This window comes from Micromonospora sp. CPCC 206060 (genome assembly GCF_036906895.1).
GTDB lineage: Bacteria > Actinomycetota > Actinomycetes > Mycobacteriales > Micromonosporaceae > Micromonospora.
Genome location: NZ_JBAKHU010000013.1, coordinates 57118 through 70451, shown reverse-complemented (window position 1 = coordinate 70451; position 13334 = coordinate 57118). Strand labels below are relative to the sequence as shown.

The window sequence follows — 13334 nt, the reverse complement described above, 5'->3', positions numbered from 1 at the left end:
GCGCGTCGGTCGACCTGCGGCCGGGTCCCTGCCAGTGGGAACGGGGCAGACGGCGGTGGTCATCGACTGGCAGCATCGTCGGCATGGGCAAGGTCTACCCGGCCATCGAGGGACGTCTGCGGGAGTTCGTCGAGGCACAGTCGGTCTTCTTCGTGGCGACCGCCCCGGCGGCGGTCGACGGGCACGTCAACGTCTCCCCGAAGGGCATGCGCGGCACCTTCGTGATCCTCGGCCCGCACCGGGTGGCGTATCTCGACTACCACGGCAGCGGCGCGGAGACCCTTGCCCACCTGCGGGAGAACGGCCGGATCACGCTGATGTGCTGCGCGTTCGAGGGGCCGCCCAAGGTGGTCCGGCTGCACGGCCGGGGTCGGGCGGTGGTGGTGGACAGCCCCGGGTTCGCCGAGGCGCTGGGCTGGTTCCCGGACCCGCCGGACCTGCACGCCGTCCGGGCGGTGATCGACGTCGAGGTGCTGCGGGTCAGCGACTCCTGCGGGTACGCGGTCCCGCTGATGGAGTACCAGGGCGACCGTGACCTGTTGATTACCTCACATGCCCGACGGAGCACCGAGGATCTGGTGGAGTACCGGGCCAACCGCAACGGCGCGAGCATCGACGGCCTGCCGGTTTTCTGACGGTTACTCCTGCCGCCCGGCCGGTGTGTGCCACCCGGTCGGCCAGGCCAGGGCCGGTTCCACCTACCTGGCCAGGCCAGGGCCGGTTCCACCTATCGGGCCAGGCCAGGGCCGGTTCCACCCGCCCGGCCAGGCCGATACTCGGGCCGGGACCGCTTCCCGATCAGCAGCGTCTCCGGACCCGAATGCGTTACGTTTCTGGTCCGCCTGGGTACATGGCCGGTCACGGTGGGCGGATCAAGCGGGCACCTGCCGACGGCCGGAGCGGGAGGCTTCATGAGCTCGGCCCAGGGGGACGGGGACTGTCAGCCGTGCAGCGACGCGATGGTGGGGGAGGTCTCGCCGATGCTGGCCGCCGCGTTCGCGGCCGGCGGTGAGATGGGCGCCCGGATGCGCGACTTCGACTGGCGGTCGACGTCGATCGGCGGCCCGGACTCCTGGCCGTCCAGCCTGCGGCACGCGATCAGCGCCCTACTCACCTCGCGGGCCCAGATCTGCATGTTCTGGGGCGACGACTACCTGGCCTTCTACAACGATGCCTACCTCCCCACCATCGGCGGGAAGCACCCGGCGGTGCTCGGCCAGCCGGCCCGGGAACACTGGTCCGAGATGTGGCAGGACGTGCTCGGGCCACTACTCGTCGCCGTCCGCCGCACCGGTGAGGCGTACCAGGGCCGGGACCACCCGTTCCTGCTCAACCGGTACGGCTTCCTGGAGGAGACCTACTTCGACGTCTCCTACGACCCGCTGCGGGGCGAGGACGGCAGCATCGACGGGGTTTACTGCATCTGCTCCGAGACCACCGGTCGGGTGCTCGGCGAGCGGCGACTGCGGGCGCTGACCGAGCTGGGCTCGCGGCTGGCCGACGTGTCCAGCGACGCCGAACTGGGGCAGGCAACGTCCCGGGTTTTCGACGACCACCGAGCGGACATCCCGTTCGCGCTGCTCTACCTGACCGAGGCGGGGACCGGCCCCGCCTGTCTGATCAGCCACAGCGGGGTCGGCCGGGACCCGGTGCGGGTGCTCGACGCCGAGTTGCCGCCGGCACTGCCGGACGGTCCCGCAGGCGGGCCGGCGAGCACCGCCGACGTCGCCGACTTCCTCCGGACCGCCCCTGCGCGCGCCGCCCGGCGGGCCCTGGTGCTGCCGATCATGGCCGCCAACGAGCCGGCCGGGGCGCTGGTGGTGGGGGCCAGCGAACGGCTCGCCCTGACCGACGAGTACCGCAACTTCTTCGACCTGGTGGCCTCCCAGATCTCCACCGCCGTCGGCCGGCAGCGGGCCCACGAGCAGCAACGCGCCCGGGCGGCCGAACTGGCGGCGCTGGACCGGGCCAAGACCAACTTCTTCGCCAACGTCAGCCATGAGTTCCGCACCCCGCTCACCCTGGTACTGGGCCCCCTGGAGGACCTGCTCGGCGACCCGGAGCTACCCGCTCCGCTGACCGGGCCACTCACCGTGCTGCACCGCAACGCCCTGCGGCACAGCCCGCTGCCCCGGACCCTGCCGTACCTGCCGGGGGCCATCGTGGCCAGCCGCTACCTGCCGGGCACCGCCGACGCCGAGGTCGGCGGTGACTGGTACGACGCGACCAGGGTCGGCCACGAACTGGTCCTGGTGATCGGGGACGTGGTCGGCAAGGGGGTGCCCGCCGCCGCGGCGATGGGTCAACTGCGCAACGCCCTGCGGGCGTACATCCTGGAGGGGTACGACCCTGGGCAGGCGCTCACCCGGCTCAACCGGCTGGTCGGCTCGACCGAGGGCCGCTCCTTCGCCACCGTGGTCTGCCTGTCCTTCGACCCGGGGACCGGAGGGCTGCGGTACGCCAGCGCGGGGCATCCGTCCCCGATCGTGATCCGGGAGGGTGACGTGAGCTTCCTGTACCACAGCGCGTTCGGTCCGCCGGTCGGTGCGCTGCCCGATGCGTCGTACGAGACCGTCCACGGGCGTCTCGATCCGGGTTCGCGGCTGCTGCTCTACACCGACGGGCTGGTCGAGGACCGGTCACTCGGCATCGATGCGGGCATAGCGCAGCTCCGCGCGGACGCCGCGAGCGTCTGCGGGCATGTCGACGACCTGGTCAGCGTCGTGGTCAACCGGGTGGCCGGGCGTCCGCGCCGGGACGACGTGGCGGTGCTGGCCCTGGAGGCGGCGGCCGTCAACCGGTTCGCCCTGCGGCTGCCCACCGACCCGGCGAAGCTCAGCGTGCTCCGCAAGCGCCTGGAGGACTTCCTCCTCGCCCACGACGTCAGCGAGGACGACCTGTTCGATCTGACCGTGGCGATCTCCGAGGCGGCGGCCAACGCCATCGAGCATCCGGTGGAGCCGGTCGAGCCGCACATCGACGTGGAGGTGATGATCGCCGACCGGACGGTGACCGCCACGGTGCGGGACAGCGGGCAGTGGCGGGAGCCGGGCGGGGCCGGGTTCCGGGGGCGTGGCCTGGCGTTGATCGGGGCGCTCAGTGAGGTGACGGTCACCCGTACCGGGAGCGGCACCGAGGTGACCCTGCGCCGCCGGTTGGCGCGGTGACGCCGCTCGGGCTGGTTGGCGCGGTGACGCCGTTCGGGCTGGTTGGCGCGGTGACGCCGGTCGGGCTGGTTCGCGCAGTGCGGCCGGTCGGGCCGGTCAGGTGGTTGGCGCAGTGCCGCCGTCGGCCGGGACCGCCCGTCGGGCGTCAGTCCCGGCTGAGCCAGGGCTGACCGATCAGCCCGGCGATCTCCAGTACCCGGCGGACCGGTGGGGACGGCAGCACGGTCAACGAGTCCGGGAAATGCCGGGCGATCCGGATCACCGCGTGGATCGCGGCCGAGTCGAAGAAGGTCACCCGGCGCAGGTCGAGCATCAGGTGCTCGGCCGGCTCCCGCACTGCGGTCTGGTACATCGTCTCGGCAGTCGACATGTCGACCTCGCCGCGTACCCGGACCATGAGGCGACCATCGTCAACCTCCGCCGTCGCGGAGAAGACCGGTTCCGCGCCACCTTGATCCACACCTGACACGATGGCACAGCGGACCGGCCCGGGCAACAACCGACCGGGCAGGTCAGTGGCTGGAGTCACCGGCGGATGAACGGTCGCGGTCGTCGGCGATAGTCTGAGGCCATGAACGTCCGTGCTCCGCTGACCCCCGGCACGCTCTCCCCGTGGCGACCGGTGCCGTCGCACATCGTCCGCCCGGAGTACGTGGGCAAGAAGCAGCCCCAGCCGTGGCGCGGCTCGCACGTGCAGACACCCGAGACCATCGAGAAGATGCGGGTCGCCGGGCGGATCGCCGCCCAGGCCGTCCAGCTCGCCGGTGAGCACTGCAAGCCGGGCGTCACCACCGACGAGATCGACCGGGTGGTGCACGAGTTCCTGATCGACCAGGGTGCCTACCCGTCGACGCTGGGCTACCGGGGCTTCCCCAAGTCCTGCTGCACCAGCCTCAACGAGGTGATCTGCCACGGCATCCCGGACTCCACGGTGCTCGTCGACGGCGACATCATCAACGTCGACGTCACCGCGTACATCGGTGGGGTGCACGGCGACACCGACGCCACGTTCTGCGTCGGCGAGGTCTCCGACGAGGCCCGGCTGCTCGTCGAGCGGACCCACGAGGCGATGATGCGGGGCATCAAGGCGGTCGCGCCGGGGCGGCAGATCAACGTGATCGGCCGGGTGATCGAGTCGTACGCGAAGCGGTTCGGCTACGGCGTGGTCCGGGACTTCACCGGGCACGGCATCGGCGAGGCGTTCCACAGCGGGCTCTACGTGCCGCACTACGACAGCCCTCGACCGACCGACGTGATGGAACCGGGCATGACCTTCACCATCGAGCCGATGATCACCCTCGGCACCCACCAGTACGACCTGTGGGACGACGGCTGGACGGTGGTCACCAAGGACCGGAAGTGGACCGCCCAGTTCGAGCACACCATCGTGGTGACAGAGGACGGTCACGAGATTCTGACACTGCCGTGACCGAGACCCCGGCGGCGCTGCGCGAGGCGCACCACGCGGATGTGTCCGGCGGCTGGCTCCGGCCGGCCGTGTTCGGCGCGATGGACGGGCTGGTCACCAACATTGCGCTGATCGCCGGGGTAGGCGGCGGTGGGGTGTCCCCCCGCAGCATCGTCCTCACCGGCGCGGCCGGGCTGGTCGCCGGGGCGATCTCCATGGGCCTGGGCGAATACACCAGCGTCCGGTCGGCCAACGAGCAGGTGGCCGCAGAGGTGGCCAAGGAGCGCCGCGAGCTGGAACGGCACCCGGAGGCCGAGGCGCGGGAACTGGCCGAGGCGTGGGTCGCCCGCGGGCTGTCCGAGGAACTGGCCCACGAGGTGGCGACCACGCTGGCCCGCAACCCGGAGGAGGCGCTGCGGGTACACGTCCGCGAGGAACTCGGCGTGAACCCCGACGAGCAGCCCAGCCCGTGGTCGGCGGCGGTCTCGTCGTTCCTCTGCTTCTCGATCGGCGCGTTGATCCCGCTGCTGACCTACCTGCTCGGGTTCACCAGCCTCTGGCTGGCCCTGGGCGTCGGCGGGGTCGGGCTCTTCGCCGCCGGTGCGGTGGTCGCCCGGTTCACCAACCGGCCCTGGTGGACCAGTGGCACCCGGCAACTGCTGCTGGGCGCGGCCGCCGCTGCCGCGACCTACCTGGTCGGCCGGCTGATCGGGGTACAGGGCGGGCTCGGCTGAACCGGCCGGCCCGCCGCCGATCCGGCCTGTTCCGTCCGCTTCCGTGGACGGATCAGGCCGGGCCGGTGGGGGCCAGCCGGAAGATCCGGATGTCCCGCCCGCCGGCCCGCTCGACGTACGTCTGGTAGGCCGGCCACTCGGTCACCAGCAGCCGCCAGAGCCGGTCCCGTTCCGCGCCGGTGGCCAGCTCGGCCCGTACCCGGATCCGCCGCCCGCCCACTGCGACCTCGGCGGTCGGCTCGGCCAGCAGGTTCAATGCCCAGGCCGGCTGATGGGTCTGCCCCCAGTTCGAGCCGATCACCACGTACCCGTCACCATCGCGGACGTAGAGCAGTGGGTTGCTGCGCGGCTGCCCGGAACGGCGGCCGGTGGTGGTGATGATCAACGATGGGATCAGGCCGAGCGCGACCACCCGTCCCCGGGTGAGTCGACCGACCAACCGGTCGGCGGGGACGAGGAGCCGGGCCCCGGCGGCGAACCAGCGCCGGTGGCCGAGTCGGCGGGTGAGGCTTCCCAGAGCGGACACCCGTCCAGTGTGCCGGCACACCGTCCCGGCCCCTCTCCCCGCCCGTCGATCATGGAGTTGTGGTGCCCCACAAAACGGCTATAAAGCCGTTTAGTGCCCACCATAAGTCCATGATCGACGGGCGGGGCGGCGGGTCAGTCGACGCGACGCTCGATCGGCAGCCGGGACCGGGTGAGTAGTCCTGCACCGAGCATCGCCAGCAGGGGTACCACCAGCAGGACCCCGAGCGGCAGCCAGGGCACGACCAGCGGGTACGGGTCCGTGGGCGGCCAGGTGTCGGCGTACGCCCGGTTGATCGCGGTGAGGATGGTGCCGGCCGCACCGAGACCGGCGACGATGCCGAGCAGGGTACCCACCCCAGCGATCACCCCGGCCCGGCTGACCGCCAGCGTGCGCCGTACCCCCGGACTGGCGCCCACCGCGGCCAGGGTGGTCAGGTCGGCCCGGCCCTCGGCGGCGGCCAGACCCGTGGCGATCCCGGCGGCACCCAGGGTGACCAGGCCGGCGGCGACGGCCAGTACCAGGCCGAACGGTGCCGGCGTGGTGGGCGGGCCGTCCGGACCGACGAGCACCTGGTAGTCGTCGTGCCGGGCCAGCGCACCGGTGAACCGCTTCTGGGCGGCGTCGGTCGGAGCCGCCGAGGTACCCAGCACGAAGCCGATGTCGTGCCCGGCGAGACCGGCCTGGGCGAGCGCACCGGGGGAGTAGATCTCCCGGGACGCCCGGAGGCCGGTGGTCAGCGCGTAGCCCGGCAGATCAAGGGTGACCAGCTCCGGGGAGCGGCTGTCGACGGTGTTGCGGTACACCTCGACGGTGACCCGCCCGTCCACCACCAGCCAGGGCTCGGCGATCACCACCCCACCGGCCCGTAGCACCGCCGTGGCCCGGGCCAGGTCGTCGCCGGAGGCGCCGGTCATCAGCGGCAGGGCCGGACCGTCGTCGACCACGGTGCCCATGCCCAGGTAGAAGGTGTCGTAGTAGTAGACGCCGTCGGCCGACCGGCAGCGGGGGTCGGTCCGGGCCCGCTCGCGTTCCGCCGCGCTCGGCGGCCACCGCGCCGGCTCCGGGCAGGCCGCGACGGCGGGCCGGCGCACCGCCAGCCAGCAGGAGGCACCCGGGGCGGTGCCGGGGCCGCAGCCCGGCACGCTCAGCGTCGCCACGGCGGTCGCCGCGACGCCGGCTCCCCGGGCCAGTTCCCCGACCGACTCGGGGGTGAGCGGCGGGTTGCCCGGGTCCGCTTCCGACCGGATCGCCGTGACGTACCCGGGGGGCAGCGTGGGCTGGTACCGGGCGGCGGTCAGGGCCTCGTCGCTGGCCAGCCACGCGCCGGTCGCCACGCTGCCGGCGACCGCTGCCAGCACCGCCGAGATGGCCGGGGCGGCGGCGGCCCGGTTGCGGCTGGTGTCCCGCAGCGCGATCCGCAGCGCCAGCGGCGCCCCCCGGCCGAGCCGGCCGAGCAGCCCGACCAGGCTGGGGGTGCAGAGCACCAGCCCGATCTCCCCGAGGACCAGCCCGATCAGGATGCCCCAGGTGCTCACCCGGGTGGCGGCCAGCGCGGCGGTCACCGACCCCGTGCCGGCCAGGCACAGTCCGAGTACCAGCCAGCGCCGGGACCGGGTGGCGCCCCGCCGGCCGGTCAGCCCGGCGACCACGTCCTGCCGTCCGGCCGTGTACGCCGGGACCAGCGCGGCGAGTACCCCGGTCAGCACGGCCAGGGTGGCGATGGCGACCAGCGCCTCCGGGAAGAACCGGTAGCCACCGGGGCGGTGCTGGTACAGCAGTTCGGCGACGAGTGGCCGGGCGGCCACCGCCGCTGCGGCACCGAGGGCCAGTCCCAGTCCGGCGCCGGCCAGACCGAGCACCAGGCCGTCGGCCAGCACGATCCGGCGTAACTGGGCGGGGGTACCGCCGTTCGCCGCGACCAGGGCCAGTTCCCGTTGTCGACGGCGTACCCCGACCGCGAACGCCGGGCCGGCCAGCAGAACCACTTCCAGCAGGCCGAGCCCGCCGACGAGGACACTCAGGCTGACCGACTCCTGGTCGACGGGCCCGACGGCCGGCGGCTCGTCCGTCGGGTAGACCGGGCTGCCGGGCGCCGTCTCGACCAGCACGCCCTGCGCGTTGAGCCGACGGACCAGGTCCGGGCCGACCGGTACCGGGATGTCCGCCAGCCACACGTCGGGCGGTTCCGCCAGCCCGGCCGGTGGTACCGCCAGCATCTCGCCGAGCTCGGCGGGGAACTCCACCACCCCGACCACCCGGAACGTGCGGGAACCGTCGGCGAGGGTCACCGTCCCGCCCGGGGCGACGCCGAGCCGGCGCAGGGCCGGACCGGTCGCCGCCACCTCACCGGGTCCGCGGGGTGCCCGTCCGGAGCGGAGCCGGACGATGCCCCGGACCAGCGGGTCGCCGACCTCGATGCCCCTCACCTGCATGCTGGTGACGCCGTCCGGGGTGACCAGCCGGAGGCGGGACTGCTCGACCAGCGGGACCACCCGGCTGTTGGCGGGCAGCAGGGCAGCCAGTTCGGCGACGGTCACCGGCCGCTGCCGGGCCGGTGCTTCGGAGCCGTAGCTGGCGTCGTTGGGCACCTGCCGCAGCGGTCCGTCGGTTGCCCAGCGCAGCTGGACGTCCGCCGCACCCAGCCGGCGAACCGCCTCCTCCTGCGGGGTGAGCTGGAACATGTCCCAGGTCGCCGCCGCGAAGGTGAGGGCCAGCACGGGCAGCGTGATCATGGCCAGGATGAGCGCGGTACGGCCCCGGGCCCGGCGGGACTCCCGCCAGGCGATCCGGACCGCCGCCCGCCACGAGCCGAAGCCGACCCGCAGCGGTCCCGCCGGGCTCACCGCAGCGCGCTGGGCAGCAACTGCTCGGGGCTGCCCAGCGGGGCCGTGCTGTCCACCACCGTCCCGTCGCGGAGGAAGACCACCCGGTCCGCCCACGCCGCGTGCCGGGCCTCGTGGGTCACCAGGACGGCGGCCACCCCGGCGTCCACCCGCTCGCGCAGCATGCCCAGCACCGCCTCACCGGTCTGTGAGTCCAGCGCACCGGTCGGCTCGTCGGCCAGCAGCAGGCAACGCTGACCGACCAGGGCCCGGGCGATCGCCACCCGCTGCTGCTGGCCGCCGGAGAGTTCGTCCGGGAACCGGGAACCGAGGCCGGTCAGCTCCATCCCGGCCAGGGTGGCCTGCGCGAGTTGCCGGGCCCGTCGGACCGGTACGCCGTCCAGCTCCAGCGGCAGCGCGACGTTCTCGTCGACGGTGAGCCCGGGCAGCAGGTTGAGCTGCTGGAACACGTACCCGATCCGGCGGCGGCGCAGCGCGGCGAGCTGGCGGCGGTTCAGGCCGGCCAGCGGCTGGCCGGCGACCAGCACCGTGCCCCGGGTCGGCCGGTCCAGACCGCCGGCCAGGTTGAGCAGGGTGGACTTTCCGGATCCGGAGGGGCCCATCACGGCGACCAGTTCGCCCGGTGCCACGGTCAGGTCCACTCCGCGCAGCGCGGGCACCGTGACCGGTCCGGTGCCGTGGGTGCGGTGGACGTCGCGGAGTTCCAGCACCGGGTCGTCGGCGGGCACGACCGGGATCATCGGGGCAGCTTCCCGCCGACCCGGGGTCCGGCTCCAGCGGACGGATCTCCAGCGGCCGGATCTGCGGCGGCCGGTCCCGGTGTGCCGGCCGGCCCCGTCGCTCCCGCCGCGCCGGTGGGGCTGTTGGCCGGCTTCGGCCGGTAGCGCACCAGGCTCGCCTCGCAGTGGTCCAGCCAGCGCAGCTCCGCCTCTGCCTGGAACATCATCGCGTCCAGGACCAGCCGCCAGGCCAGGTCGTCGGGGCGGTCGTCGATCCGCTTCAGCCGGCCGAACTCCTGCAACGCCCGCATCGTGGCGGTGCGCTGGTTCTGCACCACCGCGCGGACGTCCACGCCGGGGGTGGTGAGCGCCAGCGCCAGCTTGATCGCCAACTCGTCCCGGGGCCGGTCGGTACGACTGATCGGGGTGGCGAACCACAACGCCAGTTCCGCCCGGCCGGCGTCGGTGATCTCGTACGGCCGCTGTCCACCCTCGTTCTCGGGCAGGGCGAGCACCAGACCGTCGCGTTCCAGCCGCCCCAGGGTCGTGTAGACCTGCCCGATGTTCAGTGGCCAGGTGGCTCCGGTGGACTCCTCGAAGGCGGCCCGGAGTTGGTAGCCGTACATCTGCCCCCGTTCGAGCAGGGCGAGCAGACCGTGGCGGATGGACATGGATGGCAGTATGCATACCCGGTATGTCTCCCGCAAACCGGACGATCCGCGCCGGGTGCCTCCGGGGTCAGCCGGGGCGGCCGGGGAAGGCCACCGTCACCGGGGTCATCCCGGCGGTGCGCCGCCACCGGGTCGCCCGGACCGCGCAGTCGGTGAGTGCGGCCAGCACCCGGGACCGCTCCGCGCCGGTGGTGACCGGCAACGCGGCCCGCCAGTACGCGCCGGTCCGCTCCTCGATCTCGACGGCCAGCCGCAGGGCACTCGCCTGGTCGGTCACCGGGAACGGCAGCGCGTACCCGGCCTGGCCGGTCGGCACCGTTCCGCCCCCGGCCGCCAGTTGCAGCACCAGGGCGTCCCGGCGGGACCGGTGGGCCGCCTCCGCCTGCCGGGCCGCGTCGACGGCGGCCCCGCGCAGCCGTACCCCGATCGGCCCGTAGGCCCAGATCGCGGCATACTCGGCGCGCAGCGCGGCGGCCAGCTCCTCGCTCATCGCAGCGCCTCCAGGTGAGTGGCCCGGGCGGCGGCGATCGACCCCAGCAGCGCGGCCCGTTCGGTGGGTGCCTCCGTGCAGGCCCGCACCGCCGCGTCGCGGCCCTGCTGCTCGGCGGTACGCAGGTCGGCCAGGAGCTGGGCCGGGGTGCCGGCGGGCGGGCCGCTGGGGGAGCCGCTCGGGCGGCCCGACGGGGTGGTACCGATCACCCGGGCCAGTTCCGCCGCGTGCGCCCGGTGCGCCTCGGCGATCGGGTCGAGCCGGCCGGCCAGCTCCGGAGCGGCGGCGACGGCTGCGGCGTACCGGTCGGCCAGGTCGAGCGCGCCGGAGAGCAGCGGGGCCAGCGGGTCGGGGGCGGGATCGGGTGCCGGTTGACCGTCGAAGAGATCACAGCCGGTCAGTGCCGTACCGGTGCCGGCCAGGGTGACCAGGGCGCCGACGCGGAGGACGGTACGCCGGGAATGTCCGTCCGTGCCGTGGCGCTGCGTTGTTCTGCCGCTCAACACGGGGTTAAGTCAACACCATGCCGGCGCGGACGTGGGCCACCGGAGTCGGTGCGCCGGCCGCTGCATCTGTCGCCAGGCGCGTTACGCTCTGCGCAACCACCGGACGCGACTGCCCCGGTGGCGGCCCGACGTGGCTGCCCGGACGGGTCGGCCGTCGATCGAGAGATGGGGTGCGGGATGACGCAGCGTGGCCGTGCCACCAGGTCGACGGCGGGACCACGGGTCGGTGATCGACCCCGGAGCGACCTCGGTGCCCACCGCGCGCGACTGCGCGCGGTGATCGAGCCAGTGGTCAGTGCCGCCGGGTACGACCTGGAGGATCTCTCCGTGTCGCGGGCCGGTCGCCGGCACGTCGTCCGGGTGATCGTGGACGGCGACGGCGGGATCGATCTGGACCGGGTCGCGGACGTCTCCCGGGCGGTCTCGACCGCGCTGGACGCGGCCGAGGAGACCGGTTCGGACCTGGTCGCCGGTGAGTACCAGCTGGAGGTCAGCTCCCCGGGGGTGGACCGGCCGCTGACGCTGCCCCGGCACTGGCGGCGCAACGTCGGCCGGCTGGTGAAGGTGACCGCCCGGGGCGGTCCCGCGCTGCCCGGGCAGCGCGGCCAGCAGCCCTCGGGTGAGCGGCAGCTCACCGCCCGGGTGGTCGCGGCCGACGAGGAGACGGTGGTGCTGGACTGCGACGGCCAGTCCACCGAGTGGCGTTACCCCGATCTCGGGCCGGGCCGGGTCCAGGTGGAGTTCAACCGCCTGGACGAGGTTGCCGACGAGGACCTGACCGAGATCGAAGACACCGAGACCGAAGACACCGAGACCGAAGACTTCGACGACGAAGATGATGTGGAGGACGAGGAGAGGTGAACATCGACCTCGCGGCGCTGCGCGCACTGGAGCGTGAGCGGGAGATCCCGTTCGACACGATCCTCGCGGCGATCGAGACCGCGTTGCTGACCGCGTACCGGCACACCGAGGGCGCCGAGCCGCACGCCCGGGTGGAGATCGACCGGAAGAACGGCGCGGCCCTGGTCTACGCGCAGGAGCTGGACGACGACGGCACGGTGGTCCGGGAGTGGGACGACACCCCGCACGACTTCGGCCGGATCGCGGCGATGACCGCCAAGCAGGTGATCCTCCAGCGGCTGCGGGAGGCCACCGACGAGGTGCACTTCGGCGAGTACGTCGGCCGGGACGGCGACCTGGTGACGGGCGTGGTGCAGGCGCACGAGGCGCGTACCGAGAAGGGCATCGTCACCGTCGACCTCGGCAAGCTGGAGGCGGTACTTCCCGCCCCCGAGCAGGTGCCCGGTGAGCAGTACCGGCACGGTGAGCGGATCCGGTGCGTGGTGGTGCACGTGGCCAAGGGGATGCGTGGTCCGCAGATCACTCTCTCCCGTTCCCACCCGAACCTGGTCAAGAAGCTCTTCGCGCTGGAGGTGCCGGAGATCGCGGACGGTACCGTGGAGATCAGTGCGATCGCCCGTGAGGCGGGTCACCGCACCAAGATCGCGGTACGCTCGACGGCCTCCGGGGTCAACGCCAAGGGTGCCTGCATCGGCCCGATGGGTCAGCGGGTCCGGGCGGTGATGAGCGAGCTGCACGGTGAGAAAATCGACATCATCGACTGGTCCGACGACCCGGCGACCTTCGTCGGCAACGCGCTCTCCCCGGCGAAGGCCCTGCGGGTCGAGGTGGTGGACGCGTCGACGCGTACCGCACGGGTCACCGTGCCCGATTTCCAACTCTCGCTGGCGATCGGGCGGGAAGGGCAGAACGCCCGACTTGCTGCCCGGTTGACCGGTTGGCGGATCGACATCCGTTCGGACGCCGAGCAGGCGGCCACCTCCGCGCCGGCCGGCACGGAGCGGGGCTGATCACGTCCGGGAACCGGGCGGAGCGATCTCGGGTCCGTAGGGGTAGACTTACCTCGTGGTACGACGCGCGCAGCCGGAGCGCACCTGTGTGGGCTGCCGGCGGCGGGCGCCGGCCACCGAACTGCTGCGACTCGTCGCGGTCGGTGACGGGGCTGGTCACAGCCTCCGACCCGACCCGAGCCGCAGACTGCCGGGTCGGGGCGCGAACCTGCACCCAGATCCGGCTTGTCTCGCGCTGGCACTGCGACGTCGCGCCTTCGGGCGGGCGTTGCGCATCGCCGGGGTCCCGGACCCCGGCGAGTTGGCCGAGTACATCGACGCGTCAACCACTACGTTCGGTCATCCGGCCGGGCGAGGGTCGCAAGCAAGGTAGGACGACCAGCATGAGCACACGAT

The 13334-nt window shown here is 73.2% G+C and carries 12 protein-coding genes and 2 pseudogenes; 7 read left to right on the top strand and 7 right to left on the bottom strand.

Features of this window, described 5'->3' with window-relative positions; genetic code table 11:
- Nucleotides 1-83 precede the first annotated feature (83 nt).
- Nucleotides 84-635: a pyridoxamine 5'-phosphate oxidase family protein gene (locus tag V6U90_RS12085; protein WP_334434575.1), complete on the top strand. Its 552-nt coding sequence runs from the start codon at nucleotides 84-86 to the stop codon at nucleotides 633-635.
- A 276-nt stretch (nucleotides 636-911) separates the two neighbouring features.
- Nucleotides 912-3167: a SpoIIE family protein phosphatase gene (locus V6U90_RS12080; protein ID WP_334434573.1), complete on the top strand. Its 2256-nt coding sequence runs from the start codon at nucleotides 912-914 to the stop codon at nucleotides 3165-3167.
- A gap of 145 nt (nucleotides 3168-3312) precedes the next feature.
- On the opposite strand, the gene V6U90_RS12075 is transcribed toward V6U90_RS12080, so the two are convergent.
- Nucleotides 3313-3627 (bottom strand): STAS domain-containing protein, encoded by a 315-nt coding sequence (locus V6U90_RS12075; protein ID WP_334434571.1) that lies wholly within the window; start codon nucleotides 3625-3627, stop codon nucleotides 3313-3315.
- A 111-nt stretch (nucleotides 3628-3738) separates the two neighbouring features.
- On the opposite strand from V6U90_RS12075, the gene map reads away from it, so the two are divergent.
- On the top strand, nucleotides 3739-4596 hold the full coding sequence (gene map / locus V6U90_RS12070; RefSeq protein WP_334434569.1) for a type I methionyl aminopeptidase: 858 nt from the start codon (nucleotides 3739-3741) through the stop codon (nucleotides 4594-4596).
- Nucleotides 4593-5309 carry a VIT1/CCC1 transporter family protein gene (locus tag V6U90_RS12065; RefSeq protein WP_334434567.1) on the top strand — a complete coding sequence of 239 codons (717 nt, stop codon included), beginning with the start codon at nucleotides 4593-4595 and terminating at the stop codon, nucleotides 5307-5309. The genes map and V6U90_RS12065 overlap by 4 nt, the downstream gene beginning before the upstream one ends.
- A 52-nt stretch (nucleotides 5310-5361) precedes the next feature.
- On the opposite strand, the gene V6U90_RS12060 is transcribed toward V6U90_RS12065, so the two are convergent.
- From V6U90_RS12060 to V6U90_RS12035, 6 genes are all read right to left on the bottom strand, one after another.
- Entirely contained in the window at nucleotides 5362-5835 is a 474-nt protein-coding gene (locus V6U90_RS12060; RefSeq protein ID WP_334434565.1) for a nitroreductase family deazaflavin-dependent oxidoreductase, read from the bottom strand.
- A 134-nt stretch (nucleotides 5836-5969) separates the two neighbouring features.
- Nucleotides 5970-8681 (bottom strand): FtsX-like permease family protein, encoded by a 2712-nt coding sequence (locus tag V6U90_RS12055; RefSeq protein ID WP_334434563.1) that lies wholly within the window; start codon nucleotides 8679-8681, stop codon nucleotides 5970-5972.
- Nucleotides 8678-9421, bottom strand: coding sequence for an ABC transporter ATP-binding protein (locus V6U90_RS12050; RefSeq protein WP_334434561.1), 744 nt, complete (start codon nucleotides 9419-9421; stop codon nucleotides 8678-8680). Before V6U90_RS12050 ends, V6U90_RS12055 begins: the two co-directional genes overlap by 4 nt.
- On the bottom strand, nucleotides 9418-10071 hold the full coding sequence (locus V6U90_RS12045) for a PadR family transcriptional regulator (protein ID WP_334434559.1): 654 nt from the start codon (nucleotides 10069-10071) through the stop codon (nucleotides 9418-9420). Before V6U90_RS12045 ends, V6U90_RS12050 begins: the two co-directional genes overlap by 4 nt.
- 67 nt (nucleotides 10072-10138) lie before the next feature.
- A complete protein-coding gene (locus V6U90_RS12040) occupies nucleotides 10139-10561 on the bottom strand; it encodes a ferritin-like domain-containing protein (protein ID WP_334434557.1) in 423 nt (140 codons plus the stop codon).
- Nucleotides 10558-11067 carry a hypothetical protein gene (locus V6U90_RS12035; protein ID WP_334434555.1) on the bottom strand — a complete coding sequence of 170 codons (510 nt, stop codon included), beginning with the start codon at nucleotides 11065-11067 and terminating at the stop codon, nucleotides 10558-10560. Before V6U90_RS12035 ends, V6U90_RS12040 begins: the two co-directional genes overlap by 4 nt.
- A gap of 177 nt (nucleotides 11068-11244) precedes the next feature.
- Between V6U90_RS12035 and rimP the strand changes: the two genes are divergently transcribed.
- From rimP to V6U90_RS12020, 3 genes and pseudogenes are all read left to right on the top strand, one after another.
- Nucleotides 11245-11928: a ribosome maturation factor RimP gene (gene rimP, locus V6U90_RS12030; protein ID WP_334434553.1), complete on the top strand. Its 684-nt coding sequence runs from the start codon at nucleotides 11245-11247 to the stop codon at nucleotides 11926-11928.
- Nucleotides 11925-12978 (top strand): annotated as a pseudogene (nusA, locus tag V6U90_RS12025) (transcription termination factor NusA). The gene rimP and the pseudogene nusA overlap by 4 nt, the downstream one beginning before the upstream one ends.
- Nucleotides 12979-12993: 15 nt before the next feature.
- Nucleotides 12994-13325 (top strand): annotated as a pseudogene (locus V6U90_RS12020) (YlxR family protein).
- Nucleotides 13326-13334: the final 9 nt, after the last annotated feature.